This window comes from Amycolatopsis nalaikhensis (genome assembly GCF_030264295.1).
GTDB classification, from domain to species: domain Bacteria; phylum Actinomycetota; class Actinomycetes; order Mycobacteriales; family Pseudonocardiaceae; genus Amycolatopsis; species Amycolatopsis nalaikhensis.
In genome coordinates, this window is record NZ_CP127173.1 from 4697687 (window position 1) to 4724487 (window position 26801).

The 26801-nt window shown below is 70.4% G+C and carries 20 protein-coding genes and 3 pseudogenes; 9 read left to right on the forward strand and 14 right to left on the reverse strand.

Annotated features, from left to right (window positions below; all coding sequences use genetic code 11):
- A complete protein-coding gene (locus QP939_RS23170) occupies window positions 1-2172 on the forward strand; it encodes a 3-hydroxyacyl-CoA dehydrogenase NAD-binding domain-containing protein (RefSeq protein WP_285458913.1) in 2172 nt (723 codons plus the stop codon).
- 48 nt (window positions 2173-2220) lie between these two features.
- On the opposite strand, the gene QP939_RS23175 is transcribed toward QP939_RS23170, so the two are convergent.
- Complete coding sequence (locus tag QP939_RS23175) at window positions 2221-2526, reverse strand: antibiotic biosynthesis monooxygenase family protein (protein ID WP_285458914.1); 306 nt, start codon at window positions 2524-2526, stop codon at window positions 2221-2223.
- A 289-nt stretch (window positions 2527-2815) separates the two neighbouring features.
- Between QP939_RS23175 and QP939_RS23180 the strand changes: the two genes are divergently transcribed.
- Entirely contained in the window at window positions 2816-5152 is a 2337-nt protein-coding gene (locus tag QP939_RS23180) for a GH92 family glycosyl hydrolase (RefSeq protein ID WP_285458915.1), read from the forward strand.
- On the opposite strand, the gene QP939_RS23185 is transcribed toward QP939_RS23180, so the two are convergent.
- The 3 genes from QP939_RS23185 to QP939_RS23195 all read right to left on the reverse strand — a co-directional run bounded on the left by QP939_RS23185 (window position 5149) and on the right by QP939_RS23195 (window position 9054).
- Window positions 5149-7200 carry an MMPL family transporter gene (locus tag QP939_RS23185; protein ID WP_285458916.1) on the reverse strand — a complete coding sequence of 684 codons (2052 nt, stop codon included), beginning with the start codon at window positions 7198-7200 and terminating at the stop codon, window positions 5149-5151. The genes QP939_RS23180 and QP939_RS23185 overlap by 4 nt on opposite strands.
- Window positions 7201-7313: 113 nt before the next feature.
- A complete protein-coding gene (locus tag QP939_RS23190) occupies window positions 7314-7979 on the reverse strand; it encodes a response regulator (protein WP_285458917.1) in 666 nt (221 codons plus the stop codon).
- Between the two features lie 7 nt (window positions 7980-7986).
- A complete protein-coding gene (locus tag QP939_RS23195) occupies window positions 7987-9054 on the reverse strand; it encodes a sensor histidine kinase (RefSeq protein WP_285458918.1) in 1068 nt (355 codons plus the stop codon).
- Between the two features lie 88 nt (window positions 9055-9142).
- On the opposite strand from QP939_RS23195, the gene QP939_RS23200 reads away from it, so the two are divergent.
- Both QP939_RS23200 and QP939_RS23205 read left to right on the forward strand, forming a co-directional pair.
- Window positions 9143-9583, forward strand: a complete 441-nt coding sequence (locus QP939_RS23200; protein WP_285458919.1) for a DUF3761 domain-containing protein — start codon at window positions 9143-9145, stop codon at window positions 9581-9583.
- 155 nt (window positions 9584-9738) lie between these two features.
- Window positions 9739-11072 (forward strand): annotated as a pseudogene (locus QP939_RS23205) (MFS transporter).
- On the opposite strand, the gene QP939_RS23210 reads toward QP939_RS23205, so the two are convergent.
- The 7 genes and pseudogenes from QP939_RS23210 to QP939_RS23240 form a co-directional block, all read right to left on the reverse strand.
- Window positions 11069-11875, reverse strand: coding sequence for an SAM-dependent methyltransferase (locus QP939_RS23210; RefSeq protein WP_285458920.1), 807 nt, complete (start codon window positions 11873-11875; stop codon window positions 11069-11071). The pseudogene QP939_RS23205 and the gene QP939_RS23210 sit on opposite strands and share 4 nt — an antisense overlap.
- Before the next feature lie 38 nt (window positions 11876-11913).
- The gene (locus tag QP939_RS23215) at window positions 11914-12720 is read right to left on the reverse strand and encodes an SAM-dependent methyltransferase (RefSeq protein WP_285458921.1); all 807 of its coding nucleotides are present in this window, start codon (window positions 12718-12720) and stop codon (window positions 11914-11916) included.
- Window positions 12717-13514: an SAM-dependent methyltransferase gene (locus QP939_RS23220; RefSeq protein ID WP_285458922.1), complete on the reverse strand. Its 798-nt coding sequence runs from the start codon at window positions 13512-13514 to the stop codon at window positions 12717-12719. Before QP939_RS23220 ends, QP939_RS23215 begins: the two co-directional genes overlap by 4 nt.
- 41 nt (window positions 13515-13555) lie before the next feature.
- Window positions 13556-15118, reverse strand: coding sequence for an acetolactate synthase large subunit (locus QP939_RS23225; RefSeq protein WP_285458923.1), 1563 nt, complete (start codon window positions 15116-15118; stop codon window positions 13556-13558).
- A complete protein-coding gene (locus QP939_RS23230) occupies window positions 15115-16500 on the reverse strand; it encodes an FAD-binding oxidoreductase (protein WP_285458924.1) in 1386 nt (461 codons plus the stop codon). Before QP939_RS23230 ends, QP939_RS23225 begins: the two co-directional genes overlap by 4 nt.
- An 88-nt stretch (window positions 16501-16588) precedes the next feature.
- Window positions 16589-18149 (reverse strand): annotated as a pseudogene (locus QP939_RS23235) (multicopper oxidase family protein).
- On the reverse strand, window positions 18146-18502 hold the full coding sequence (locus QP939_RS23240) for a hypothetical protein (RefSeq protein WP_285458925.1): 357 nt from the start codon (window positions 18500-18502) through the stop codon (window positions 18146-18148). The pseudogene QP939_RS23235 and the gene QP939_RS23240 overlap by 4 nt, the downstream one beginning before the upstream one ends.
- Window positions 18503-18579: 77 nt before the next feature.
- On the opposite strand from QP939_RS23240, the gene QP939_RS23245 reads away from it, so the two are divergent.
- Window positions 18580-19455 (forward strand): LysR family transcriptional regulator, encoded by an 876-nt coding sequence (locus QP939_RS23245; RefSeq protein ID WP_285458926.1) that lies wholly within the window; start codon window positions 18580-18582, stop codon window positions 19453-19455.
- A 33-nt stretch (window positions 19456-19488) separates the two neighbouring features.
- On the opposite strand, the gene QP939_RS23250 is transcribed toward QP939_RS23245, so the two are convergent.
- Entirely contained in the window at window positions 19489-20253 is a 765-nt protein-coding gene (locus QP939_RS23250) for a PE-PPE domain-containing protein (protein WP_285458927.1), read from the reverse strand.
- Between the two features lie 156 nt (window positions 20254-20409).
- On the opposite strand from QP939_RS23250, the gene QP939_RS23255 reads away from it, so the two are divergent.
- Window positions 20410-21231, forward strand: a complete 822-nt coding sequence (locus tag QP939_RS23255) for an aldo/keto reductase (RefSeq protein WP_285458928.1) — start codon at window positions 20410-20412, stop codon at window positions 21229-21231.
- Between the two features lie 543 nt (window positions 21232-21774).
- On the opposite strand, the gene QP939_RS23260 is transcribed toward QP939_RS23255, so the two are convergent.
- Window positions 21775-22272 carry a DUF3830 family protein gene (locus QP939_RS23260; protein WP_176175121.1) on the reverse strand — a complete coding sequence of 166 codons (498 nt, stop codon included), beginning with the start codon at window positions 22270-22272 and terminating at the stop codon, window positions 21775-21777.
- Window positions 22273-22274: 2 nt separating this feature from the next.
- A pseudogene (locus QP939_RS23265) lies at window positions 22275-23532 on the reverse strand (aspartate aminotransferase family protein).
- 92 nt (window positions 23533-23624) lie between these two features.
- On the opposite strand from QP939_RS23265, the gene QP939_RS23270 reads away from it, so the two are divergent.
- The 3 genes from QP939_RS23270 to QP939_RS23280 are packed head-to-tail and all read left to right on the forward strand — an operon-like array spanning window position 23625 to window position 26674.
- Window positions 23625-25088: an NAD-dependent succinate-semialdehyde dehydrogenase gene (locus QP939_RS23270; protein WP_285458929.1), complete on the forward strand. Its 1464-nt coding sequence runs from the start codon at window positions 23625-23627 to the stop codon at window positions 25086-25088.
- Window positions 25085-26143, forward strand: coding sequence for a tartrate dehydrogenase (locus QP939_RS23275; RefSeq protein ID WP_285458930.1), 1059 nt, complete (start codon window positions 25085-25087; stop codon window positions 26141-26143). Before QP939_RS23270 ends, QP939_RS23275 begins: the two co-directional genes overlap by 4 nt.
- Before the next feature lie 60 nt (window positions 26144-26203).
- Complete coding sequence (locus tag QP939_RS23280) at window positions 26204-26674, forward strand: DUF4262 domain-containing protein (protein ID WP_285458931.1); 471 nt, start codon at window positions 26204-26206, stop codon at window positions 26672-26674.
- The last annotated feature ends 127 nt before the right edge of the window (window positions 26675-26801 follow it).

Sequence of the window (26801 nt, forward strand, 5' to 3'; positions counted from 1 at the left end):
ATGGCCGAGAGCAAGACCATCCGCTGGGAACAGGACTCCGACGGCATCGTCACCCTGACCCTGGACGACCCGAACCAGTCGGCGAACACGATGAACGCCGCCTTCCGCGAGTCGCTCGGCGTCACGGTCGACCGCCTCGAGGCGGAGAAGGACAACATCACCGGCGTCGTGATCACGTCCGCGAAGAAGACGTTCTTCGCCGGTGGCGACCTGAACGACCTCATCCAGGCCAAGCCGGAGAACGCGGTCGAGCTGACCGAGGGCAGCACCCTGATGAAGGGGCAGATGCGCCGCATCGAGCAGCTCGGCAAGCCGGTCGTCGCGGCGATCAACGGCGCCGCGCTCGGCGGCGGCCTCGAGATCGCGCTGGCGACGCACCACCGCATCGCCGCGGACGTCAAGGGCAGCCAGATCGGCCTGCCCGAGGTGACGCTGGGCCTGCTGCCCGGTGGCGGTGGTGTTGTGCGCACTGTCCGATTGCTGGGCATCCAGAGCGCCCTGCTGAACGTCCTGCTGCAGGGCCAGCGCCACCGTCCGCGCAAGGCACTGGAGCTGGGCCTGGTGCACGAGGTCGTCGACACCGTCGAGGAGCTCGTCCCCGCCGCGAAGGCGTGGATCAAGGCGAACCCCGAGGGCGGCGTGCAGCCGTGGGACGTCAAGGGTTACAAGATCCCGGGCGGTACCCCGTCGAACCCGAGCTTCGCGGCCAACCTGCCGGCGTTCCCGGCGAACCTGCGCAAGCAGATCAAGGGCGCGAACATGCCGGCGCCGCGGGCGATCCTGGCCGCCGCGATCGAGGGCGCGCAGGTCGACTTCGACACCGCGCAGCTGATCGAGACGCGCTACTTCATCCACCTCGCCACCGGCCAGGTCTCGAAGAACATGACGAAGGCGTTCTTCTTCGACCTGCAGACCATCAACTCGGGCGGCTCGCGGCCGGACGGCTTCGAGAAGTACACCGCCAAGAAGGTCGGCGTGCTCGGCGCGGGCATGATGGGCGCCGCGATCGCGTACGTGTCCGCGAAGGCGGGCATCGACGTCGTCCTCAAGGACGTCTCGCAGGAGGCGGCCGAGAAGGGCAAGGGCTACGCCGAGAAGCTCGAGCAGAAGGCCCTCTCGCGCGGCAAGACCACGCAGGAGAAGTCGGACGCGCTGCTGGCCAAGATCAAGCCGACCGCCGACCCGGCCGACTTCGCGGGCGTCGACTTCGTCATCGAGGCCGTGTTCGAGAGCGTCGAGCTGAAGCACAAGGTGTTCGGCGAGATCGAGAGCATCGTCAACGCCGACGCGGTCCTGGGTTCCAACACCTCCACGCTGCCGATCACCACGCTCGCCGAGGGCGTGCAGCGGCAGGAGGACTTCATCGGGATCCACTTCTTCTCGCCGGTGGACAAGATGCCGCTGGTCGAGATCATCTGCGGCGAGAAGACGTCGCCCGCGACGCTGGCCAAGGTCTTCGACTACACGCTGCAGATCAAGAAGACCCCCATCGTCGTCAACGACAGCCGTGGCTTCTTCACCTCGCGCGTCATCGGCACGTTCATCAACGAGGCCGTCGCCGCGCTGGGCGAGGGCGTCGAGCCGGCGTCGATCGAGCAGGCGGGTTCGCAGGCGGGCTACCCGGCGCCGCCGCTGCAGCTGATGGACGAGCTGACGCTGACCCTGCCGCGCAAGATCCGCAAGGAGACGAAGGAGGCCATCGAGGCCGCCGGCGGCACGTGGAAGGCGCACGCGTCCGAGGCCGTCATCGACCGGATGCTCGACCAGTACGACCGCAAGGGCCGCTCGACGGGCGCGGGCTTCTACGAGTACGACGCCGAGGGCAAGCGGATAGGGCTGTGGCCGGGCCTGCGTGACGCGTTCAAGTCGGGCTCGACGGAGATCCCGTTCGAGGACCTCAAGGAGCGGATGCTCTTCGCGGAGTCGCTCGAGACGGTGAAGTGCTTCGACGAAGGCGTGCTGACGTCGGTGGCGGACGCCAACATCGGCTCGATCTTCGGCATCGGCTTCCCGGCGTGGACCGGCGGCGTCATCCAGTACATCAACCAGTACGAGGGTGGCCTGCAGGGCTTCGTCGACCGGGCGCGTGAGCTCGCGGCCCGGTACGGCGACCACTTCGAGCCGCCTGCCTCGCTCGTGGAGAAGGCCGCCAAGGGCGAGATCTACGAATAAGCCGCACTGACGAACGGGCCGTTCCCTCCGGGGAGCGGCCCGTTCTCGTCACAGTGCGAAGGCGACCTCGGCGTGGCTGACGTGGTTGTCCCAGCGGCTCAGCGCCCGCCGCGCGTCCTCCTCGAGGACGGCGTCTTCGTAACTGTCGCCCGCGAAGCCGCGTACGGCGTCGAGGTCGGTGAAGAACGTGATCGAGGTGAACTCGACCTCGTCGCGGTCCGGGCGGCGGAGCAATCGGGCGCCCTGGAAGCCAGGCACGTCACGCAGGTGCGCCGCGACGTCGGTTTCGTAGTGCCGCTGGTAGTCGTCGGCCGTCGCGGCGGGCGCCCAGCCGCGCCAGGTGCGTGCGATCATCCTCGGTTCCCCAATCCGTCGAGGGGCTCGACGGTACCCGCGGTCTCCAGAGCCGCGTGCACGGTCAGGACCTGCGCTTCGACGATGTGAAACTCTCCGGCGATGTCCGATTGCACAGCTGCGGCCCGCGCCTCCAGCTGCAGCGGGCACTCTCCGCGACGCGCGGCGGACGCACGTGCCGGGACGGTTCCGGTGTCAGGCGTTCCACGTTCGCCGCGAGCCGAAGTGTCCGGCAGTTTGTCCGCTTCCGTTCGCCCGGAATCCACCGACCGCGGGTTAATCTCCGCCCATGCGCCGTCCCGTCACGGTGGCACTGGCCGCCGCCTTGTTCGCCTCCACCTTGACAACGATGTCAGCCGCTGCCGATCTGAGCCCCGCCGACTTCGTCGATCCGCTGATCGGCTCCGCCGGGGACGGCAACACCTACCCCGGCGCGACCGCGCCCTTCGGGATGCTCGCCTGGAGCCCGACCAGCACCCGCGGCGACCAGACGTCCACCGGCGCCGCCAACGGCTACCAGTACGACACCACCCGGCTTCGCGGCTTCAGCCTCACCCACGTCAACGGCGCGGGCTGCAACCCCGGCGCCGCGGGGGACGTGCCGATCCTGCCGTTCGCCGGTGACGTCACCTCCTCGCCGACCGACGACACCACCGACGCCGTCTACGCGAGCAACTTCAGCCACGCCGACGAAGCCGCGACGCCCGGCCGCTACCGGCTCGGCCTGCAGAACGGCGTCACGACCGACTTCGCCGCCAGTGAACGGACCGCGATCGGCACCCTCGCCTACCCCGAAGGCAAGCCCGCGAGCCTCCTCTTCCGGACGTCGAATTCCCTCAACGGCAGCGAGGACGCCGAGACCCACATCGACCCGGCGAACCGCACGGTCACCGGATCCGTGCTCACCGGCGCGTTCTGCGGCCGCCGCGCGAACGGCGGCGTCAACAACCGCAAGTCTTACTACCGCCTCTACTTCACCGCGCGGTTCGACCAGCCCGTCACCGGCGCCGGGACGTGGAAGGACGCGACGCTGCAGCCCGGCGGCCTGGACCAGACCGGCGGCGAAGGCTACGCGACCGGCAAGGACCGCGCGGGCCGCGGCTCCGGCGGATACGTCACCTTCGCGCCCGGCAGCAAGGTCACGATGCGGATCGCGATCTCCTACGTCTCCCTCGAAGGCGCGGAGCGCAACCTGCGTGCCGAGCAGCCAGCCAAGTCCACGGTGGACAGCGTCGCCGCGAAGACGAAGCAAGTCTGGAACACCGAGCTGAGCCGGGTCCAGGTCAATGGCGGCACCGCAGGCCAGCGGATCGTCTTCACCACCGCGCTCTACCACAGCCTCCAGCAGCCCAGCCTGGTCAGCGACGTCGACGGCCAGTACCTCGGGATGGACCGGAAAACCCACCGCGTCGAACCCGGGCAGGACGCGCAGTACAGCAACTTCTCCGGCTGGGACCAGTACCGCGCGCAGGTGCAGCTGCTCGCCCTGCTCGAACCGCGCGTCGCCGGGAACTTCGCCCAGTCGCTCTTCAACTACGCGAAGCAGAACGACGGCGTCTGGGACCGCTGGGTGCACGTCAACGGCGCGACGCACGTGATGACCGGCGACCCGTCGGCGGCGACCATCGCGACTTTCTACGCGATGGGCGTCCGCAACTTCGACTACCGCGGCGCGTTCGACTCGCTGTACCGGCAGGCGACCGTGCCGCGGCCCGAAGGCCTGCAGGACGGCGGCTGCCCCGGACAGTGCGTCGGCCAGCGCCCGAACCTGGCGCAGTACCTCGTGTCGCACTACGCGCCCAACGACGTCTGCCACTGCTGGGGCGGCGCCGCCGAGACGCTCGAAGACGCCGTCGCCGATTCCGCAATCGGACATTTCGCAGAGCTGCTGGACCGCCCGCGCGAAGCCGCGGAATTGCGGACCCGGGGCGCGTATTGGCGGAACGTCTTCAACCCGGAGACCGGCTATACGCAGGCGCGCAACCTCGACGGCAGCTGGGTGACGCCGTTCGACCCGGCGAGCGACCGCGGCTTCGCCCAAGGCAGCGCGGCGGCTTACACCTGGATGGTCCCGCAGGATGTCTCCGGCCTCGCCGACGCGATGGGCGGCAAGGCGACCGCCGTCACCCGCCTCGACGCGTTCTTCCACGACGCGAACGGCAACTGGCAGCTCAAGGGCGGTGGCCCGCTCAAGTACGACCCGACGAACGAGCCCGACATCCACGCGCCCTGGCTGTACAACGAGCTCGGGCAGCCCTGGAAGACCCAGGAAACCGTGCGGCAGCTGGTGAACTCCGTCTACACGACCGGGCCGTCGGGCCTGCCCGGCAACGACGACCTCGGCACGATGTCCGCCTGGTACGTCTTCGCCGCGCTCGGGATCTACCCGCGCACGCCCGGCACGGGAGAGCTGCTGCTCTCCAGCCCGTTGTTCCCGAGCGCGGTGGTCCGCCCGGCGGCGGGCGCGCCGATCCGGATCACGACGTCCGGCAGCGGGAAGTACGTCGCCGACGTCCGCCGCGATCGGCGTCCGCAAGCCGGCTGGAAGCTCGACGCGTCCTTCCTGCGCACCGGCGGCACGCTGGACTTCCGGCTTTCGGAGACGCCGACCGCCTGGGGCACCTAGGGTTCCAGCGCGACGTGCGGGAGCCGCCGGTCCAGCCACCGCGGCAGCCACCACGCCCGCGCGCCGAGCAGCCGCATGATCGCCGGGACGAGCAGGCAGCGGATCACCAGCGCGTCCAGCAGCACGGCGACCGCCAGCCCGAGGCCGAACTGCGCCAGCATCCGCGACGGGTCGAGCAGGAACGCGCCGAACACGAGCACCATGATCGCGCCGGCCGCGGTGATCACGCCGCCGGTCGACGCGAGGCCTTCGCGGACGGCGAGCCGCGCGTCGCCGGTGCGCCGCCACTCCTCGTGCATCCGCGACACCAGGAATACCTCGTAGTCCATCGACAACCCGAACACGATCGCGAAGATCATCACCGGCACGAATGCCTCGATCGGGCCGGGCTGCGCGCCGAACCAGCCGTCGCCGAACACGAGCGTCATCACGCCCAACGAAGCGCCGATGCTCAGCAGGTTCAGCAGCGCCGCCTTGAGCGGGATGAGGATCGACCGGAACACGACCATGAGCAGCAGCGCGGAGAGCCCGACGACGACCAGCACGAACAGTGGCAGCCGGTCGGCGACGGCCCCGGCGAAGTCCGTCGCGGCCGCCACCGAGCCGCCGACCAGGTAGTGGCCCGGCAGCGTCGGCAGGACGTCGGTGCGCAGGCGCGTCACCAGTTCGGCCGTGGCTTCGTCCTGCGGTGACGTCGTCGGGAACGCGAGCACCGTGTTCCCCCTCGGCGGCAGCGCTTGGGCGATTCCCGGCGTCGACGCGAGCTTCTGCTGCAACGCGACTGCGTCGCCCTCTTCGGCGACGACGGCCAGGGGCCCGCTGAAGCCCGGCCCGAAACCTTCGGCCAGCAGGTCGTACGCCTGCCGCGTGGTCGATCCGGCCGGGTCGGTGCCCGCGTCGGCGAACCCGAGGCGCATGCCCATGGCCGGGATGGAGAGCCCGACCAGGACGATCAGCCCGATGGCCAGCGGCGCCACGGGCCGCCGCTGGACGCCGTCGGCGAGCCTGCGCCAGGCCCGACCGTGGTCGCGTTTCGCGGCGTGACGCCGGATGCCGCGCTCGAGCCGCTTGCCGAACAGCGAGAGCAGCGCGGGCAGGAGCGTCACGGACGCGAGCATCGTCATCAGGACAGTCAGCGCGACAGCCACGGCGACCCCGCGCAACCCGCCGAGGCCGAGCGCGAGCAGCCCGAGCAACGCGATGATCACCGTCGTCCCGGCGAACAGCACCGAGCGCCCGGCGGTGTCGAGCGCGCGCCGGGACGCCGTGTCGCGGTCGTGCCCGGCGAGGATCTCGGCGCGGTAGCGGGAGAAGATCAGCAACGCGTAGTCGACGCCGACCCCGAACCCGACCAGCATCATCAGCGGCGAGGTGTAGCTCGCGATGTCGACGAAGTGCGAGACGACGGTGATCACGCCCAGCGTGCTGCCGACCGCGAACACCGCGGTGATGACCGGCAGCCCGGCCGCGAGCAGCGAGCGGAACAGGAACACGAGGATGACGAGCGCGGCGAGCAGCCCGGCACCCTCCGCGGGACCGCCGCTTTCGGAGATGCGCTCGACCGGGTCGCCCGCGAGCGCGACGGTCACCGGCCCGGCGTCCTTCGCGGCGTCTGCGAACTTCACGATGTCGTCGTAGAGCAGGTCGGTCGAGGCGGCGTCGAAGGTGACGGTCGCGTAGCCGATCCGGCCGTCCCGCGACAGCGTGTCGAACGGGTCGGTCACCGAGCGCACGTGCGGCTGCAATCGGACATTTCCCAGAGTGTTTTCGACCGCGGCGCGCTGCGTCGCGAGCCCGGCGTCCTCCTTGAAGACGATCTGCGCGCTCGTGCCCGATTGCGCAGTTCTCTCCAGGAGGTCGACGACCTGCTGCGACTCCGTGCCGGGAAGCGAGTTGTCGTCGTGGAACGCGTCGCCGGTGAGGCTTGAGGTGAGCGTGACGCCGAGGAGCACGAGCGCCCAGAGTGCGACGGCGAGCCACCGGTGGCGCTGCGCCCAGCCCGCCAGCCGGGCCAAGCTGCCCCCGGGGGAGCGAGTGATGGTGTCCATGGTGGACAAGGATTCGCGAGCGTGGCCCTGCACCGCGTCGCGCACGGGAGGACACTTCGCCTGCTCCCGCCGGTGTCCCTTAAGGCCGTTCCCGTACTCCCGCGGGAGTACGGCTAGGGGGTCAGCCAGCGCGGCGTCACGGCGCCGGACTCGTACGCGAGCACGACGAGCTGCGCGCGATCGCGCGTGCCGGTCTTCGTCATGATGCGGCTGACGTGCGTCTTCGCCGTGGCCGGGCTGAGCGTGAGTTCGCGCGCGATCTCGTCGTTCGACAGTCCGGCGGCGACCAGAGTGAGCACCTCGCGCTCGCGGTCGGTGAGCCGGTCCAGCGCCGGCGGCGGTGCCGGGCGGGTGACCCGCGCGGCGAACTCCGAGATCAGCCGCCGGGTGATCGACGGCGCGAGCAACGCGTCGCCGCGGGAGACGACGCGCACGGCGTGGATCAGCTCTTCGGGCTCGGTGTCCTTGACCAGGAACCCGCTCGCGCCCGCGCGCAGGGCGCCGTAGACGTCCTCGTCGAGGTCGAACGTCGTGAGGATGACGACCTTGGTGCTCACCCCCGGATCCTCGAGCAGGTGCCGGGTGGCGGCGAGGCCGTCGAGCACGGGCATCCGGATGTCCATCAGCACGACGTCCGGGCGGTGCTCGTGCGCGGCTTGCAGCGCCTCGCGCCCGTCGGCGGCTTCGGCGACGACGGTGATGTCGTCCTCGCCGTCCAAAATGGACCGGAAGCCGGCGCGGACCAGCCGCTGGTCGTCGACGAGCAGGACCCGGATCATCGGCCCATCATCGCACCGGCAGCCGGGCGCGCACCCGGAAACCGCCGTTCTCCAGCGGCGCCGCGGTCACCTCGCCGCCGAGTGCCCGCGCGCGTTCGGCCATGCCGCGGATTCCGTTGCCCGGCGGGGCGGCACCGCCGCGGCCGTCGTCGTCGACCTGCACGGACAGCTCGTCGGCGCCGTACCCGAGCCGGACGACGACGCTCTTCGCGGCGGCGTGCTTCGCGACGTTCGTCAGCGCCTCCTGCACGACGCGGAAGGCGGCGTGCTCGACGTCCGGCGGCAGGTCACGCGCGACGCCGTCGATCTCCGTGCGCACGGTCAGCCCGGACGCGCCGACCGACTCGGCCAGCTCCGCGACGCGGTCCAGCCCGGGGCGGTCGCCCTGGCGGAGCATGCCGAGCGTCGCGCGCAGTTCCCGGAGCGCGGTCTTGCTGGCGTCCTTGATGGCGCTGAGGGCTTCTTCGGACTGCGCGGGATCCCGCCGGTGCAGCGCGGCGCCCGCCTGGACGTTGATCAGCGCGAGGTGGTGGCCGAGGACGTCGTGCAGCTCGCGGGCGATGCGGAGACGTTCGTCGGTGGCCCGGGCGCGTGCTTCGGCTTCCTTGGTGCGTTCGGCTTCGGCGCGGTAGTGCGCGACGGCGCCGCCCGCGACCAGGGCGACGAACCAGCCCGTCATCAGGAAGAAGGCGAAGTTGTCGACGTGCCGTCCCGTCCGGGAGCTGACCTCGCCGACGACGACCCCGGCCATGGCCGCGACGACGAGCAGCGCGGCACCCCGGATCCGCCCGGCCGCGGCCGCCGCGTAGAGCGTGTAGGCGAAGGCGAGCAGGACGAGACCGTCCGGGTCGGTGAGCGGGTAGTAGAGGGCGCAGCAGGCGAGCGCGAACCCGGCGACGCTCAGAGGGTACCGGTGCCGGAAGAACAGCGCGGCGCAGCAGAGAACGGTGAGCACCCAGCCGAGGACGGCGTGGTGCGGGGGATCGGCCCGGTCGCTCAGGACGGCGAACAGCGTGCCCACGAGCACCGTGACGGTGACCGCGAGCTCCGCCGCGTAACGCCGCAACCAGGACACATCGCGAGTCTAGGACGCCGCGAGCCGTAACAACCGCACTCGGGCGAGCGACTACGGCGGCATTGGTTCGTAACGCTAAGGAGTTCTCGTGAAGACCAAACTGGGGTTGATCCTGGCCGCCGGCCTGCTGCTCGCGGGCTGTGGCGTCGGCACGGTCCCGCCGAAGGACACCGGGAGCATCGGCGTCCTCGATGCTCCGACGTCGACGTCCTCGACGTACTCCGTTCCGGCCACGACCGAAACGCCCACCACGACCGAAGCGCCGCCGTCCACGACCGTGCCCGCGCCCGCGCCCGCGGTGAAGACGACGACGCCGAAGCCCCAGGCGCCGAGGACGACCGCGCAGGCGGCCCCGCAGCCGACCGGGTGCGGCGCCGACTACTACCGCAACTCCGACGGCAACTGCGTCCACCGGCCCAGCGACAACCCCGCCGGCGCGACGGCCCTCTGCAAGGACGGCAGCTACAGCTACAGCCAGCACCGTTCGGGCACCTGCTCAGGCCACGGAGGCGTCCGCACCTGGCTGTGACGAAATCACTATTCGAGCGGAAACCGACCAGTACGTAGGTACAGTGCATGAAGTTGCATGATGTGTACTAACTACGCACTGGGGGTGCCGTGTCCGGACGGTCCGGCCGCGCGATCGTCGTCGTGCTCGCGTCGTGCGGGCTGGTCGCCTCGTTCATGCAGACGCTGGTCGTGCCGCTCATCCCGGTGTTCCCACGGCTGCTGAACGCCTCGCCCGCCGACGCGTCGTGGGTGGTCACCGTGACGCTGCTGGCCGCGTCCGTCATCACCCCGGTCAGCGGGCGGCTCGGCGACCTCTACGGCAAGCGCCGGATGATCCTCGTCAGCCTCGCGCTGCTCATCGCCGGTTCGGTCGTGTCCGCGACGACCAGCACCCTCGTGTTCCACATCATCGGCCGCGGCCTGCAGGGCTGCGCGATGGGCGTCATCCCGCTCGGCATCAGCATCATGCGCGACGAGCTCCGCCCGAACGCGTCGGCGGCGCGATCTCCCTGATGAGCGCGACGCTCGGGGTCGGCGGCGCGATCGGGCTGCCGGTCGCGGCGCTCGTCGCCGAGAACGCCGACTGGCACGCGCTCTTCTGGACCGCCGCCGGCCTCGGGCTGGCGTGCGCGGTGCTGATCCTCACCGTGGTGCCGGAGTCGCCGCTGCGGACGCCGGCGCCGTTCGACTTCTTCGGCGCGTTCGGCCTGGCCGCCGGATTGCTCTGCTTGCTGCTGCCTGTGGTCAAGGGCGGCACGTGGGGCTGGACGAGCGCGCCGACGCTCGGGTTCGCGGCCGCGGCCGTCGTCGTCCTGGTCGTGTGGGGTGCCTACCAGCTGCGCCGCCGCGACCCGCTGGTCGACCTCCGCGTGTCCTCCCGCCGCCCGGTGCTGTTCACGAACCTGGCGTCGATCATGGTCGGCTTCGCGTTGTACGCGATGGCGTTGTCGTTCCCGCAGCTGCTGCAGGCCCCGGCGTCGACCGGCTACGGGCTGGGGCAGTCGATGGTCGAGTCGGGCCTCACGCTCGCCCCGAACGGCCTGGTGATGATGCTGCTCTCACCGGTTTCGGCGCGGCTGATCGCGCGGTTCGGCCCGCGTCCGACGCTGATGAGCGGTGCGCTGGTGATCGCGGTCGGGTACGCGTTCGCGATCGTGCTGATGGACAACGCGCTCGAGCTCATCACGGCGTCGGTCATCATCGGCGCCGGCGTGGGCATCGCGTACGCGGCGATGCCCGCCCTGATCATGGGCTCGGTGCCGGTCACCGAAACGGCGTCCGCGAACGGCCTGAACTCCCTGATGCGCTCGGTGGGCACGGCGGTTTCGAGCGCGGTGATGGCGGCGATGCTGGCCCAGCTGACGATCACCGTCGGCGGGCTGCCGGTGCCGTCGCTGTTCGGCTTCCGCGCGACGTTCGCGGTGGCGGCCTTCGCCGCGCTCGCGGGCGTCGTGCTCGCGGCGCTGGTCCCGCGGACGCGGACGGCGCCGGAGCTCGTCGCCGCCTAGTCCTTGCGCGCCACCAGCGCCAGCCCGCCGCACTCCGCCGGGTCGGCGGGGACGTCCGCCGGGGAGTCCGGCCGCCACTCGGGGATGAATACGACGCCGGGGTCGAGGATCTCGAAGCCGTCGACCAGCGCGCGCAGCTCGTCGGCCGAGCGCGGCGTGACGGGGTTCGCGCTCTTCTGGTACATCGCGACCGCGCGGGCCGTGCCGTCGCTCTGCTGCTCGTAGGTCGCCGAGGACAGCGCGAGGTAGCTGCCGGGCGCGAGCGCGTCGCGGTAGGCGGCGATCAGCCGGGCCGGGTCGCGCTCGTCCGGGATGAAGTGCACGAACAGCGCCATCACGACCATCACCGGCTGGTCGAGGTCCAGCATCATCTCGGTGGTCTCGTGTTCGAGGACGTCTTCCGGGAACTCGGCGTCGGCGTGCACCATCGCGGCGTTCTCGTTGTCTTCGAGCACGATTTCGCTGTGCGCGACCGCGACGGGCTCGTTGTCGACGTAGACGACCCGCGCCCGCGGATCGACGGCGTGGGCGACCTCGTGCACGTGCCCGACGGTCGGCATGCCGGAGCCGATGTCGAGGAACTGCCGGACGCCCTGGTCCAGCCCGAACCGGATGGCGCGGCGCAGCCACTGCCGGTTCAGCTGCGCCCGCTGCCGCGCGTTCGGCTGCGCGGCGAGCACCTGCTCGGCGAACATCCGGTCGACGGCGTAGTTGAGCTCGCCGCCGAGGATGTAGTCGTAGACCCGCGCGGGGTTGGGCTTGTCGAGGTCGATGCCCCGCCTCGCGTAGTCGTCTTCGCTCATTCGCCGCTCCGGAAGATCAGGTGTGCCACCGACAATAGCTAGTTCTTGCGCGCGACGAGCGCGAGCTGGCTGGCCAGCTCCGGGTGCTCGCCGACTTCGGCGGGATCGTCCGGCCGCCATTCCGGGATGAACACGATCCCCGGCGGCAGGATTTCGAGGCCCTTCACCAACGCGCGCAGCTCTTCCCGCGACCGCGCGACGACGTTCGTGCCGCTGTTCCGGTACAGCTCGGCCGCGCGGCGCACCTCTTCGCCCTGCCCCTCGAAGGTGCCCGACGACAGCGCGAGGTAGCTGCCGAGCGCGAGCACGTCGGTGTACGCGGCGATCAACCCGGCAGGGTCGCGCTCGTCCGGGATGAAGTGCACGAACGCGGCCATGATCACCATCACCGGTTCGGCGAAGTCCAGCAGCCGCTCGGTCGTGGGGTGCTCCAGGACGTCGTCCGGGTACTCGGCGTCGGCGTGCACCATCGCCGCGTTGTCGTTGTCCTGCAGCACGATCTCGCTGTGCGCGACGGCGACCGGCTCGTTGTCCACGTAGACCACGCGCGACGCCGGGTCGATCGCCTGGGCGACCTCGTGCACGTGCCCGACCGTCGGCATGCCCGAGCCGATGTCCAGGAACTGCCGGATCCCGTGCTCGGCGCCGAACCGGACGACCCGGCGCAGCCACTTCCGGTTCAGCAGCGCCAGCTCCCGCGACTCCGGGCGCACCTGCAGGATCTGCTCGGCGAACACCCGGTCGACGGCGTAGTTGAGCTTGCCGCCGATCAGGTAGTCGTAGACGCGCGCCGCGTTCGGCTTGTCGAAGTCGATCCCGCGCTTCGCCAGTTCGTCCTCGGTCATTTCCGCCCCACCAGCGCCAGCCCGCCCGACCGTTCCGGCGGGTCCTCGAGCGGTTCGTCGGGCCGCCACTCGGGGGTGAACACGACTCCCGGCGGCAGGATCTCGAAGCCGTCGGCCAGCGCGCGAAGCTCGTCGGAGGAACGCAGCGTCAGCGGGGTGCCGCTCTGCTCGTACAGCGCGACCGAGCGCCGCGACTCCTCGCCCTGGCCATCCCACGTCGCCGACGACAGCGCGAGGTAGCTGCCCGGCGCGAGCACGTCGGCGTACTTGGCGATCAGTCCGGCGGGGTCGCGCTCGTCGGGGATGAAGTGCACGAACGCGGCCATGATCACCATCACCGGGTCGCCGAAGTCCAGCATCGCCCGCGTGGTCGGGTGCGCCAGGACCTCGTCCGGGTACTCGGCGTCAGCCTGCACCATCGCCGCGTTCTCGTTGTCCTCCAGCACGATTTCGCTGTGCGTGACGGCGATCGGCTCGTTGTCGACGTACACCACCTTCGACGCCGGGTCGATCGCCTGGACGACCTCGTGCACGTGCCCGACCGTCGGCATCCCCGAGCCGATGTCGAGGAACTGCCGGACACCCCGATCCGCGGCGAACCGCACGGCGCGCCGCAGCCACGCCCGGTTGACCAGCGCCATGTGCCGCGCGGACGGCAGCACCTCGAGGATCCGGTCGGCGAACGCGCGGTCGACGGCGTAGTTGAGCTTGCCGCCGATCAGGTAGTCGTACACGCGCGCGGCGTTCGGTCTTTCGAGGTCGACGCCGCGCTTCGCGTGTTCGTCGTCGCTCATCCACCGCTCCCGGGTCCAGTGTGCCGGTGACGATATCGGGATCAGAGCAGCGGCGGCACCACGGCGTCGATGAGGTGCGGACCGGGCTCGGCGAAGGCGCGCTGCAGCTGCTCGGCGAGCTCTTCGGCGGTCGTCGCGCGGGTCGCGGGCACGCCCATGCCCTCCGCGATCTTCACGAAGTCCATGTCCGGCCGCGAGAGGTCGAGCAGCTCGTTCGCCTTCGGGCCGCCCGAAGCCGCCCCGACTCGCTGCAGTTCCATCCGCAGGATCGCGTACGCGCGGTTGTTGAGCAGCACCGTCGTGACGTTGAGGTTCTCCCGCGCCTGCGTCCACAACGCCGAGATCGTGTACAGCGCACTGCCGTCCGATTGCAGGTTCAGCACCGGCCGGTCCGGCGCGGCGACGGCCGCCCCGGTCGCCACCGGCATGCCGTAGCCGATCGCGCCGCCGGTCAGCGTCAGGATGTCGTGCCGCGGCGCGCCCGCCGTCGCCGTCGGCAGCAGCAGTCCGGACGTGTTCGCCTCGTCGGCGATGATCGCGTTCTCCGGCAGCAGCGCGCCGATGACGTCGACCCAGTTCTGCGGGGTCAGCGGCCCGCTCGGCAGCGCGGGCCGCGACGCCTGCGCCAGCACGGGTTCGGTGTCCGCGGCGACGAGATCCGCGACCTCGGTCAGCGCGCGCGTGATGTCCTGCCCGACTGCCGCGAGCGTGTGCACCTGGGCGCCGTCGGGCACCAGATCGCTCGGCTTGCCCGGGTAGGCGAAGAACGACACCGGCGCCTTCGCACCCGCGACGACGACGTGCTTGATCCCGTCGAGCTGGTAGGTGACCTGCTCGGCGAGGTAGCCGAGCCGTTCGATCGCCGGCAGTCCGGCGCCGCGCTCGAGTCGCGCGGGGAACGTCTCGACGAACACCTTCGCGCCGGTCGCGGCGGCGATCCGGCTGGCCGCGCGCAGTCCTTCTTCGCGGCACGCGCTGCCGCCGATGAGCAGCGCGACCGGCTCTCCGGCGCCGAAGACCTCGGCGACGTCCTTGACGGTCGTGGCGTCGACGGCCTGCGCGACGCGCGGCGGAATCGGCGCGCAGGTCTCGCCGCCCTCGCCCCACGAAGCGTCCGCGGGGAGGATGAGCGTCGCGACGCGGCCGGGCGCGTCCTGCGACGCGGCGACCGCGGCGGCGGCGTCGGCCCCGACGTCCTTGGTGTGCTCCGAGCGGCGCACCCACCCTTCCAGCGAGCCCGCGACGGCCTCGATGTCCGACTCCAGCGGCGCGTCGTACTGCTTGTGGTAGGTCGCGTGGTCGCCGACGACGTTCACGATCGGCGTGTGCGCGCGGCGCGCGTTGTGCAGGTTCGCCAGGCCGTTGCCCAGTCCGGGGCCGAGGTGCAGCAGCGTCGCGGCGGGCTTGTCCGCGATCCGCGCGTAGCCGTCCGCGGCACCGGTGACGACACCCTCGAACAGCGCGAGCACACCGCGCATCTCCGGCACGGTGTCGAGCGCGGCGACGAAGTGCATCTCCGACGTGCCGGGGTTCGCGAAGCACACTTCGACACCGGCGTCGACCAGCGTGCGGATCAGGGACTGGGCGCCGTTCAGCTCACTCATGCGGTTCCTTCGGGGAAGAGAACGCCGGGGTTGAGGATCCCGGCGGGGTCGAAGCTCTGCTTGATCCGGCGCATCAGCTCGATCTTCGCCGGGTCTTCGAGGTCTTGGTGGTAGCCCGCCTTGGTGCGGCCGAGGCCGTGCTCGCCGGAGATCGCGCCGCCGAGTTCCATGGCGTAGGCGAAGATGTCGGTGAGCAGCTGCTTCCGCTTGGCGTCGTCCTTGCAGAAGATCGCGAAGTGGACGTTGCCGTCCCCGGCGTGCCCGCACCCGAGCGCACCGCCGCCGGCGGCCATGGCCAGCTCCCGCGACTTGGTGATGAACTGCGGCATCGCGGTCCGCGGCACCACGACGTCGATCACGTCGTCCGCGCCGGCCGCCTTCGCGGTCCAGAAGGCCTTCTCGCGGGCTTCGATGAGCTTGCGCGCGGCGGGCCCTTCGAGGACGTACACGTCGCTGGCGCCGAGTTCGCCGAGCAGCTCGCCGACTGTTTCGACGTCCTCGTCCAGCCGCCCGCTCTCGCGGTTTTCCAGCGCCACCACCAGGTACGCCTCGCACGTCTCGCGGATCTTGTCCGGGACGCCGAGCTCGAGCTTCTCGTTGTAGACGATGGCGGCCATCGTCAGGTTGTCGATGTACTCGAGGATGTGCGGCGCGAGCCCGCTGGAGACGATCGCCGGGACGGCGGCCATGACCTGGCCGAAGTCCCCGAAGGGAGCGAGCACGGTGGCGCCGTGGGTGAGCCGCGGGTGCAGCTTGACGGTGATCTCGGTGGCCAGCGCGAGCGTGCCCTCAGAACCGATGATCAGTTGCGTGAGGTCATAGCCGGTGGAGATCTTCGACGTCTTGCCGCCGGTCCGGATGATCTCGCCGGTCGGCAGCACGGCTTGCAGGCCGAGGACGTTGTTGCGCGTGACGCCGTACTTCACGGCCCGCATGCCGCCGGCGTTGGTCCCGACGTTCCCGCCGACACTCGCGCTCAGCTCGCCGGGGTAGACGGTGTAGCTGAGCCCGGCTTCGGCGGTCTTGACGTCGAGTTCGGCGAGCGTGACACCGGGCTGGACGACGGCGACGTGGTTCCCGGTGTCGACTTCGAGCACGGCGTTCATCCGCTCGAAGGAGATCAGCAGGCCGTCTTCGCGGGGACGCGCGGCTCCCGACAACCCGCTTCCGGAGCCTCGCGCGGTGACAGGCACGTTGTGCTCCGTAGCGGCCTTCAGCAGCTCCGCGACTTCTTCGGCGGTTGCCGGCTTCGCGACGTACGCAGGCTTCTGCGGCTCCGTCGTCAACGCTTCGTCGTGCGCGTAGTCCTCGGAGATCGCGTCACCGGTCAGCAGGTTCTTGTCCCCGACGATCTCGGCCAGCCGTGCCGCCACGTCGCCCATCGACAGCCTCTCCTCCGCACCGTTGCTGTGGTTACCGCAGCGTAGTACGTACCGCCGGTACGTCGCTATGAAGGTTTTTCACATTTGGTCAGACGGTCTCGAAGTTGGCCATCATGCCCATGTCTTCGTGCTCGGAGTTGTGGCAGTGGAACATGTACCGCCCCCGGTAGCCGTCGAACCGCGTGATCACCTCCACCGCCTCGCCCGGCCGCAGGCCGACGGTGTCCTTGAGCCCGCCGTCGAACGGCCCCGGCTCGCGGCCGCCGCGGGAAAGCACCCGGAAGGGCACCAGGTGCAGGTGGATCGGGTGGTGCAGGTCCGCGACGAACCGCCAGATCTCGACGTCGCCGAGCCGCGGCCGGACGTCCGTCCGGGTCGGCGAGTACACCTCGCCGCCGATCGTCCAGCCGTGCCTGCCCCCGGACGGCATGCCGCGGAAGGAGAACTCCCTGATCACTCTCGCCTGTGTCCGATTGAGCGGTTCGGTCGTGCTCAGCCGCTCCGGGATGTGGCTGTCCTCGGTGCCGCGCCGCGCGACGCGGAACCGCATCACGTGCGCGGTGCTCCCGCTGCCTGTCCGATTGAGCAGGGTGACTTCGGTGCCGACTGGGTAGCGCCCGAAGTCGACGACGGCGTCGTAGCGCTCGGCCGGCGCGATCGGCAGGTGGTCGTGCGCACGCGGCGCGTCGAGCAGGCCCTGGTCCGAACCGATCTGTGTGAACGCCGGACCCGCGGGCGGCGGCGGGTCGAGCGCGAGGTCGTAGCGGCGGGCGTTGGACGCGTTGAGCACCCGCAGCCGGTAGCGCGTCGCGGACACCTCGGCGACCGGCCACGGCGCGCCGTTCACCAGGATGACGTCGCCGAGCACCCCGGCGACGTAGGGCTCCTCGACCCCGGGCACGGTGCTCAGCGTCGCGTCGAGGGACGGGTAGCGCATCGACCCGTCCGCGGCGAACGCGCGATCGGTGATCACCAGCGGCAGCTCCCGTTCGCCGCGCGGCAGCGGCAGAGCGTCTTCTTCGGCGTCGCGGACGAAGTGGAGCCCGGCGAGGCCGCGGTAGACCGCCGGACCGGTGAAGTCCATGCGGTGGTCGTGGTACCAGAGCATCGAGGCCCGCTGCTGCAACGGGTAGACGTAGTCGCGCACGCTCTGGGTGATCTTCGCGTCGGGGTCGACCATGCCGTGGTGCGTCATGCGCCAGCCTCCGGCGGGCAGCACCAGGTCGGTGGGGTAGCCGTCGGACTCCGGGGGCGTGCGGCCGCCGTGCAGGTGGACCACGGTCGGCACCGGGAAGCTCGTTGCGGTGCCGCACGATCGTCGTCCGCCCGCTGCGCGACTCGATCGTCGGCCCGGGGAACGTGCCTTCGTAGCCCCAGATCGGCGTGCGCACCCTGGGCAGCAGCTCGACGGTCGCCTGCCGTTGGACGATCTCGTACCGGTCGGCGTCCGCGTCGCGCGCGACCGGCCGCAGCACGGTGGGGAGCGGCAGCGGCACCTGGAACGGTGGCGGCAGCGGCACCTCGCTGGTCAGCAGCTCCCCGGTGACCGCGGCGCGGCCGAGCAACCGCGGCCCGGCGAGGCCCGCGGCCAGCAGGACACCCGCGCCGCCGGACAGGCCGAGGAACCGGCGCCTGGACAGCCCGCTCATCGCCAGATCCCGACGAGGGTGACGACGGCGAGGCTGACGAGCGCGACTCCGAGCGGGACGTGCAGCCCGAGCGCGCCGGCCAGACCGGCGAAGTACTGCGCGGTCTCTCCGAGAAGCAGCAGCACGCTCGCCCAGAACGGCCACCGCGGCCCGCCGCGCCTCCAGAGCAGCGCCGTCGGCACCAGCTGTGCCAGCGCGAGGGAGAAGACCAGGTTCGCGCCGAACCGGTGCACCGCGAGCATGCCGTAGTCGCCGGTCAGGTAGCTGCCCGCGAAGACCGGCTGGCCGAAGATCGCGACGGCGTGCGCGGTGACGAACCCGCGCGTGGCCCCCAGGAATTTCGTCTTGATCACGCAAACGACGTTAAGAGCGTCAATCTATGCTGTCCAAGACCGAAAACGGCATGAAGTCATGACTCCGAGGCTATGAAATGGACCTGCTGCAGCTCCGCTACTTCCAGGCGGTCGCCCGCCGCGAACACCTCAGCCAGGCCGCCGCCGAACTCCGCGTCGCGCAACCGTCGTTGAGCCGGGCGATCGCGCGGCTCGAAGCCGACCTCGGGGTGCCGTTGTTCGACCGGGTCGGCCGCGGCTTGCGGCTCAACCGCTTCGGCGCGGGCTTCCTCCGCCGCGTCGACCGGGTGCTGCGCGAACTGGAAGACGCCCGTCGCGAGCTGAACGACGTCGCGGGCCTCGAACGCGGCAGCGTCGCCGTCGCCGCGGAAACCCTGCTCACGCTGACCGGCGTCGTCAAGGAGTTCCGCGCGGCGCACCCCGTCGTCGACATCCGGCTGTACCAGTCCTCGGCGACGGAGATGGCGAACCAGCTGCGCGCCGGGGAGATCGACCTCTGCTTCGCCTCCCAGCCGTTGCCCGGCCCCGACTTCCGGACGCGGGAGCTGCTGCGCGAAGAGGTGCTGCTCGCGGTGCCGGTGGGGCATCGGCTCGCCGGGCGGAAGCGGATACGGCTGGAGGAGCTCGCCGGCGAGCCGTTCGTCACCACCCGGCCCGGGTACTGGCCGCGCGAACTGGCCGACCGGCTCTTCGCGGAGGCGGGGCTGCGGCCCGAATACACCTGCGAGAGCGACGAGCCGGGCGCCACCGGGGACCTCATCGGCGCGGGGCTCGGCGTCGGTCTCGTGCCCGCGTCTTCTCGTTCGGCCACGCACATCGCGGGTGTCTGGCTGCAGCTCGACGTCCCGGACTGCCACCGCACGCTGAACCTCGTCTGGCGGGCGGACGCGTACTTTCCCCTCGCGGCCCAACGGTTGTCCGACTTCGCGAGCGACTACTTCCACCGCGGGTAGGGCGGGCGCCCGTCCGGCGCCCGCCCTCGCGGATCAGCCCTGCGGCCAGGGCGGGCGGCAGTTCTGCCGAGGCAGCTCGATCGACGAGTTCGTGTACACGCCGTCGGCCAGGGTGTCCCGCATCAGCTCCGGACCCTCGACGTAGCACCAGTGCTGGGCGAAGTAACCGCCCGGCGCCTCGAGGGTGTCGAAGTGGCAGACGCCGTCGGTCTGGATGCAGTAGCGGATGTACGGGATGCCGCCGAAGTCCGTCCGGCCGGGACCGAACGAGACGTAACCGCCGAACGGCGAAGGCGCGCCCGCGCCCGCCGGGATCACCGCGCTGATGCCGCGTCCGGGCGGGCCGACCGGCTGCATCGGGTCCGCGAACAGCTTCGCGCTGAAGCGGCTCTTGTCGACGTTCACGACGCCGTCCGCGATGTCGTTCAGCACGAAGTTCGCCACGATCGCGCCCTGTGAGTACCCGACGACGGTGAATTCGCCGCCCGGGTCCGCGTCGAACGACTCCTGGACGACGCGCTTCGCCTCTTCGCGGCCGATGGCCACGCTCTGGTCCATCGGCGTCGCGCCGCACGGGCCGGGCAGCCCGGATGCGCCCGCCGGGTAGTTCACGACCTTGCGGACCCCGCCGCGCAGCCACTCTTCCTTGTACTGGTCGGCGTTCCCGTTGCAGGTGCCGCCGATGAGGATGTAGTAGTGCGTCCCCTCGGCCTGTGCGGCGGGCGCCGCACCGATGAACCCGCTGACGAGCGCCGCCACGGCCGCGCCGATGAGCGAAAAGCGTTTCAGATTTTTCACTTCGCAGTCCCCTCCGTGAGTTGATCACTGCCCGGCGGACGTTAGGGGCGCCCGATGAAATCCGGATGAAACCGGTGATCACCCGGTTACGGACCGGAGATTTAGCGCAGACTAAATCTCTGGTGGGTGACGCGGCGGGCGGGCGAAGCTTCTGGCATGACATCGACGTACACCTTCGAAGGCGGCTTTTCCGTGCGGCGCCTGGGGTTCGGCGCCATGCGGCTCACCGAGTGGGACCACGTGCGGGACGGCGCGGCCGACGTCGCGCGTCGCGCGGCCGAACTCGGCGTGACGTTCTTCGACACCGCGGACGCCTATGACCTGGGGTTGAACGAGGAACTGCTCGCCGACGCGCTCCACCCGTTCGAGGGACTGTTCATCGCGACGAAGTGCGGGCACGCGCGCCCGAGCCGCGGGGAATGGGTGCCGCTCGGCAGGCCGGAATACCTGCGGCAACAAGCGGAACTTTCGCTGCGACGCCTGCGCGTCGAGCGCCTCGATCTGCTGCAGCTGCACCGGCTCGACCCGAAGGTGTCGCTGGCCGACCAGATCGGCGCGCTCGCCCGGCTGCGGGACGAGGGCAAGATCGCCCGGATCGGCTTGTCCGAGGTCACCGTGGCGCAACTCGGAGAAGCGCGGGCCATCGCGCCGATCGCGAGCGTGCAGAACCGCTACAACCTGACGGATTGCGCGTCCGAGGACGTCCTGGAGTACTGCGAACGCGAAGGCATCGCGTTCATCCCGTGGTTGCCGATCGCACGGGGTGATCACGCGACGGCGAGCGGGGCGCTCGGCAAGGTCGCGGCCGACCTCGGCGCGACACCCGCCCAGGTGTCCCTCGCCTGGTTGCTCCACCGGTCGCCGGTGGTGATCCCGATTCCCGGGACGTCCTCACTCGCGCACCTGGAAGAAAACTGCGGAGCCGCCGAACTGGCGCTTTCCGGTGACGATTTCGAGGAGCTTTCGAAAAGCGCGTGAAAACGGCCCGGCCGCGGTTTCCCGCGGCCGGGCGTCGAGGTCCCGGATGGATCAGACGAGCCAGCCGAGGACGTGCGCCAGGTGCGCCAGCGCGCCGGTGATGATGTCGTGGCAGTAGTGGGCGTGCTGGGCGAACATCTGCATGGAAATGACTCCTTGTCGAACAACTCGATGATTCCCTGGAGAAGCTCCCGGTGGGGAGCGGAATCAGGTTTTCACCGTGCTGGCGACCTGTCAAAAAGACCATTTCCGGAAGAGTCCGGCGGCGCGGAATCTTCCCATCCTAAACACGTAATCCTTTCGTGTTCGACGCCGGGGTGCCCTCATTGGCGGTCAGCCACTCTTGGTAGCGGCGAGGCGGGTAATCACCCTCGGTGATTGCGGCCTTGATCCGGCATCCTGGGCAGTCCGGTAACTCGATCTGGTGATCACCCGCCACGAATGGTGAGTTTCCGTTGATCACCCTTTCGGGTGGCCCCAGACGCGGAAAAGGGGACGCCGGGCGCGTCACCGCACCCGGCGTCCCCTTGCCGGACAAGGGATTCAGGCTCGCGCGAACGAGAGCGTCTCGCCCTCGACCCCCCGCAGCCACAGGTCCTGCGCGGCCGCCGCCATCTCGGCCAGGCCCTCCTCGATCGTGGCGAACACGTTGCCGGGCACCCAGCCCGCGTCGCCGTTGATCAGCAGGTTGTTGCGCCCGTAGAAGATCGCGAGGTCGGTCGCGCCCTGGTCGCTGTGCGCCTCGCTGCCTTCGTCGTAGCCGTACGCCGGGTTGCCGATCTCCCAGGCTTCGAAGCCGAAGTACACGACGTCGCCGGGGATCGGCGTGATCGTCGGGTTCTCCCGCCCCGGCTTCGGCTCCGCGAAGGGCGGCACGAGCGTGTAGACCTCGTTGCGCGCGTACTTCGCGTGGTAGGCGGAACCGCTCTGCGGCAACGCGTCCCAGACGGCGCGGCACGTCCGCGGCGCCTCTTCGTCCAGCAGCCGCGCCCGGCAGGAAACGCCGCGCTTGTCGAGGGTGATCGTGATGTACCGGGCCATGTTCAGCTCCCCGTGACCGAAGCGACGACGTCTCCCCAGATCCGCAGCGCGTCGTCCACCTGCTCGGCGTTGACGACGAGCGGCGGCACCATGCGGACGACGTTCATGTACGGCCCGCAGGTGAGCAGCAGCAGGCCGTTCTTCGCCGCCGCCTGCTGCGCGGCCTGCGCGGTGGCCGTGTCCGGCTCGCCATCGGCGGTGGTGAACTCCGAGCCGACCAGCAGGCCGAGCCCGCGCACCTCGCCGATCGCCGGCGTCTTGTCCGCGATCACCCGCGCGCCTTCGAGCAACTGACGCCCGCGCTCGGCGGCGTTCTCGACGAGGTTCTCCCGCTGGATGACCTCGAGCGTCGCGATCGCGGCCGCGCACGAGACGGCGTTGCCGCCGTACGTGCCGCCCTGCGAGCCCGGGAACGCCTTCGCCATCAGCTCCTGCGAAGCGGCGATGCCCGACAGCGGGAAGCCGCTCGCCAGCCCCTTCGCGATGAGCACGATGTCGGGGGAGACGTCGAAGTGGTCGTGGCCCCAGAACTTCCCGGTGCGGCCGAACCCGGTCTGGATCTCGTCGACGACGAGCAGGATGCCGTGCCGGTCGGCGCGCTCCCGCAGTCCGGCCATGAACTCGCTGTTCGCCGGGACGTACCCGCCCTCGCCGAGCACCGGCTCGACGAAGAACGCGGCGGTCTCGCTCGGCGCGCTGATGGTCTGGAAGACGTAGTCGAAGCTCGCGCAGCGCGAACTTCGTCGCGGTCTGTTCGTCCCAGCCGTAGTGGTAGGCGTACGGGAACGGCGAGACGTGCACGCCGGCCATCAGCGGGCCGATGCCGGCGCTGAACCGCGTTCCGGACGTCGTCATCGTCGCCGCCGCGACGGTCCGGCCGTGGAAGCCACCCTGGAAGACGATGACGTTCGGGCGCTTCGTCGCCTGCCGCGAGAGCCGCAACGCCGCTTCGACGGCTTCGCTGCCCGAGTTCGCGTAGAAGAGCGAGTCGAGCCCGCTCGGCAGGACGTCGCCGAGGCGCTTCGTCAGCTCCAGCAGCGGCTTGTGCATCACGGTCGTGTACTGCCCGTGGACGAGCTTGCCGATCTGCTCCTGCGCGGCCGCCACGACGTGCGGATGGCAGTGCCCGGTGCTCGTGACGCCGATCCCGGCGGTGAAGTCGAGGTGGCGTTTGCCGTCGACGTCGTAGAGGTAAACCCCTTCACCGTGGTCGACCACGACGGGCGTTGCCTGCTTGAGCAGCGGAGATAGCTGGGCCATGGCAGCGTGCTCCTAGGTCGGTTGAGCGGGTTGTCGATTGTTGACAATATCCATAGCATGGCCCTCGGGACAACACGTGAGGAGCAGTCGGGATGAGCGCGAGCACCGAGTCCGGCGTCGTCGACGCGGTCGGCAAGGAACTGTTCATCGGCGGCAAGTGGGTCGCCGCGGAGTCCGGGAAGACGTTCCCGGTGGTGGACCCGGCCACCGGCAAGGAGCTGTGCCAGGTCGCCGACGCCTCCCCGGCGGACGGCGTCGCGGCGCTGGACGCGGCCGTCGCCGCCCAGGCCGACTTCGCGAAGATGGCGCCCCGCGAGCGCGGCGAGATCCTGCGCCGGGCGTACGAGCTGCTGATGAAGCGTCAGGACGAGCTCGCCCTGCTCATGACGCTCGAGATGGGCAAGCCGCTCGCCGAGTCGAAGGGCGAGATCGCGTACGCGGCCGAGTTCTTCCGCTGGTTCGCGGAGGAGGCCGTCCGCATCAACGGCGGCTACGCGACGGCCCCGAACGGCTCGGGCCGGTTCCTCATCACGAAGCAGCCGGTGGGGCCGACGCTGCTGATCACGCCGTGGAACTTCCCGATGGCGATGGGCACCCGCAAGATCGGGCCCGCGATCGCCGCCGGCTGCACCTCGGTGATCAAGCCCGCCGCGCAGACGCCGCTGTCGATGCTCGCGCTGGCAGGCATCCTCGCCGAGGCCGGGCTGCCCGAAGGCGTGCTCAACGTCATCACGACCAGCGACTCCGGCGGCGTGATGGAGCCCCTGATCCGCGACGGCCGCGCCCGCAAACTGTCGTTCACCGGGTCCACCGGCGTCGGCCGCAAGCTGCTCGAACAGTGCGCGGACAAGATCCTCCGCACGTCGATGGAGCTGGGCGGCAACGCGCCGTTCCTGGTCTTCGAGGACGCGGACATCGACGCGGCGATCGACGGCGCGATGCAGGCGAAGATGCGCAACATCGGCGAGGCGTGCACCGCGGCGAACCGGTTCTACGTGCAGCGCGGCGTCGTCGAGGAGTTCTCGCGGCGGCTGACCGAGCGCATGCAGGCCCTACCGATGGGCCGCGGCACCGAGAAGGACGTCGTCGTGGGGCCGCTGATCGACGAGAATGCCGTCGACAAGGTGACGGAGCTGGTCAAGGACGCCACCGACCGCGGCGCGCGCGTGCTTACCGGCGGCTCCGGCGTCGACGGGCCGGGCCACTTCTACCAGGCGACCGTGCTCACCGACGTCCCGCAGGAAGCGCGGCTGACGCACGAGGAGATCTTCGGGCCGGTCGCCCCGATCACGCCGTTCGACACCGAGGAAGAGGCGGTGGCGAAGGCGAACGACACCGAGTTCGGCCTGGTCTCGTACGTCTTCACCAGCGATCTCAAGCGCGCGCTGCGGGTCAGCGAGGCGCTCGAAGCCGGGATGATCGGGCTGAACCAGGGCATCGTGTCGAACCCGGCGGCGCCGTTCGGCGGCATCAAGGCGTCCGGGCTCGGCCGCGAAGGCGGGACGGTCGGCATCGAGGAGTTCCTCGAGACCAAGTACATCGCGGTGGCCCTGTGAAGACCTACCGCCTGGCGAGCATCCCCGGCGACGGGATCGGCGTGGACGTCACGGTCGAGGCCCGCAAGGTCCTCGACCGGGCGGCCGCGCTCTTCGGCTTCGCGCTGGAGTGGACGGAGTTCGACTGGAGCTGCGAGCGGTACGCCCGGCACGGGTCGATGATGCCGGACGACGGCGTCGAGCAGCTCTCGGCGTTCGACGGGATCCTGCTCGGCGCGGTCGGCTTCCCGGGCGTCCCGGACCACGTTTCGCTGTGGGGCTTGCTGATCCCGCTGCGGCGCGCGTTCCAGCAGTACGTCAACCTGCGCCCGGTGCGGCTGCTGCCAGGCACTACGTCGGTGCTGGCCGGCCGGAAAGCCGAAGAGCTGGAGCTGGTCGTCGTCCGGGAGAACTCCGAAGGCGAGTACTCCGCGATCGGCGGACGGCACAACGCCGGACGGCCCGACGAGTTCGTGCTGCAGGAGTCCGTGTTCACGCGCGTCGGTGTCTCGCGGATCATCCGGTACGCCTTCGAACTGGCGCGGACGCGGTCTTCGCGCGTCTGCTCGGCGACGAAGTCCAACGGCCTGATCCACTCGATGCCGTTCTGGGACGAGATCTTCGCCGAGGTCGCGCTCGAGTACCCGGATGTCCACAGTGAACAGATGCACGTGGATGCCTTGGCGGCGCGGATGGTCCAGGCGCCGGACCGGCTCGACGTCGTGGTGGCGTCGAACCTCTTCGGCGACATCCTGAGCGACCTGGCGGCCGCGATCACCGGCGGGCTCGGCATGGCGCCGTCCGGCAATATCAACCCATCGGGTGAATTCCCGTCGATGTTCGAAGCCGTCCACGGCAGTGCTCCGGACATCGCCGGGCAGGGCATCGCGAACCCCGTCGCGCAGATCCTGGCGGCCGCGATGCTCGTCGAACACCTGGGCGAAACCGTTGCAGCGCAAGCGATCCGGACCGCGGTGGACCGCGTGCTCGACGAGGGCCGCGTGCGCACGCCGGACCTCGGCGGCACGGATACCACAGAACGGCTCGGCACGGCGGTGGCCGAAACGCTGGGCTGACTTTTTGTCGGTGCCCTCCGGCACGGTGGTCTCGAACCCACCGAAGGGGAGGAGACACCGATGTGCTCTGCCTGTGAGGACCCGGACAGATCCGGTTACCTGGAACGGCTGCGCGAAGGCGTGGCCGAGCGGGGCTGGATGGTGCAAGGAGTCGTGAACAGCGGGTCGTACCCGCCGTGGGCCTACACGATCGGCCTGAGCGGGTACGACTTGCCTGAGCTGGTCGTGACGGGCCTGCCGGTCGTGGCGGCCGGAAAGCTGCTCAACGACGTGGCTTCGCGCGTCCTGGGCAGCTCACCGCCTGCCGCGGGCGAACGCGTTGCGCTGCCCGGCGGTCCGCTGGTCGAGGTGGTCGCCCTCGCGGAGCCGTCGGCGCACCTGATGGTCGCGACAGCGTTGTACGGCAACGAAATCCGCGCGCTGCAGCTGGTTCACGCGGACTCGTGCGGCCGCTTCCCGTGGTCCCCGGACTACCGCGACGGCCGCGGTGGCCAGCCCGTGCTGGGGGTGCGTCGTGCCCGGCAGATGTGACTGCGAACCGCCGGTCGGCTGCTTCCCGACGCCGGTGCGGGCCGTCCACGTCCGCATCCCGCCGAGCGGACTACCTGAACCGCACGACGACCCGGTCGACGAATCGCCCGCTGCGGACCGCGAGCCG

Excerpts from the sequence above, each read along its gene's own strand:
- QP939_RS23180 (WP_285458915.1), top strand. The coding sequence starts at position 2,816 with ATGCGCCGTCCCGTCACGGTGGCACTGGCCGCCGCCTTGTTCGCCTCC.
- QP939_RS23220 (WP_285458922.1), bottom strand. The coding sequence starts at position 13,514 with ATGAGCGACGACGAACACGCGAAGCGCGGCGTCGACCTCGAAAGACCG.
- QP939_RS23225 (WP_285458923.1), bottom strand. The coding sequence starts at position 15,118 with ATGAGTGAGCTGAACGGCGCCCAGTCCCTGATCCGCACGCTGGTCGAC.
- QP939_RS23175 (WP_285458914.1), bottom strand. The coding sequence starts at position 2,526 with ATGATCGCACGCACCTGGCGCGGCTGGGCGCCCGCCGCGACGGCCGAC.
- QP939_RS23215 (WP_285458921.1), bottom strand. The coding sequence starts at position 12,720 with ATGACCGAGGACGAACTGGCGAAGCGCGGGATCGACTTCGACAAGCCG.
- QP939_RS23210 (WP_285458920.1), bottom strand. The coding sequence starts at position 11,875 with ATGAGCGAAGACGACTACGCGAGGCGGGGCATCGACCTCGACAAGCCC.
- QP939_RS23260 (WP_176175121.1), bottom strand. The coding sequence starts at position 22,272 with ATGGCCCGGTACATCACGATCACCCTCGACAAGCGCGGCGTTTCCTGC.
- QP939_RS23270 (WP_285458929.1), top strand. The coding sequence starts at position 23,625 with ATGAGCGCGAGCACCGAGTCCGGCGTCGTCGACGCGGTCGGCAAGGAA.
- QP939_RS23280 (WP_285458931.1), top strand. The coding sequence starts at position 26,204 with ATGTGCTCTGCCTGTGAGGACCCGGACAGATCCGGTTACCTGGAACGG.
- QP939_RS23185 (WP_285458916.1), bottom strand. The coding sequence starts at position 7,200 with ATGGACACCATCACTCGCTCCCCCGGGGGCAGCTTGGCCCGGCTGGCG.
- QP939_RS23170 (WP_285458913.1), top strand. The coding sequence starts at position 1 with ATGGCCGAGAGCAAGACCATCCGCTGGGAACAGGACTCCGACGGCATC.
- QP939_RS23245 (WP_285458926.1), top strand. The coding sequence starts at position 18,580 with ATGGACCTGCTGCAGCTCCGCTACTTCCAGGCGGTCGCCCGCCGCGAA.
- QP939_RS23255 (WP_285458928.1), top strand. The coding sequence starts at position 20,410 with ATGACATCGACGTACACCTTCGAAGGCGGCTTTTCCGTGCGGCGCCTG.
- QP939_RS23230 (WP_285458924.1), bottom strand. The coding sequence starts at position 16,500 with ATGGGCGACGTGGCGGCACGGCTGGCCGAGATCGTCGGGGACAAGAAC.
- QP939_RS23190 (WP_285458917.1), bottom strand. The coding sequence starts at position 7,979 with ATGATCCGGGTCCTGCTCGTCGACGACCAGCGGCTGGTCCGCGCCGGC.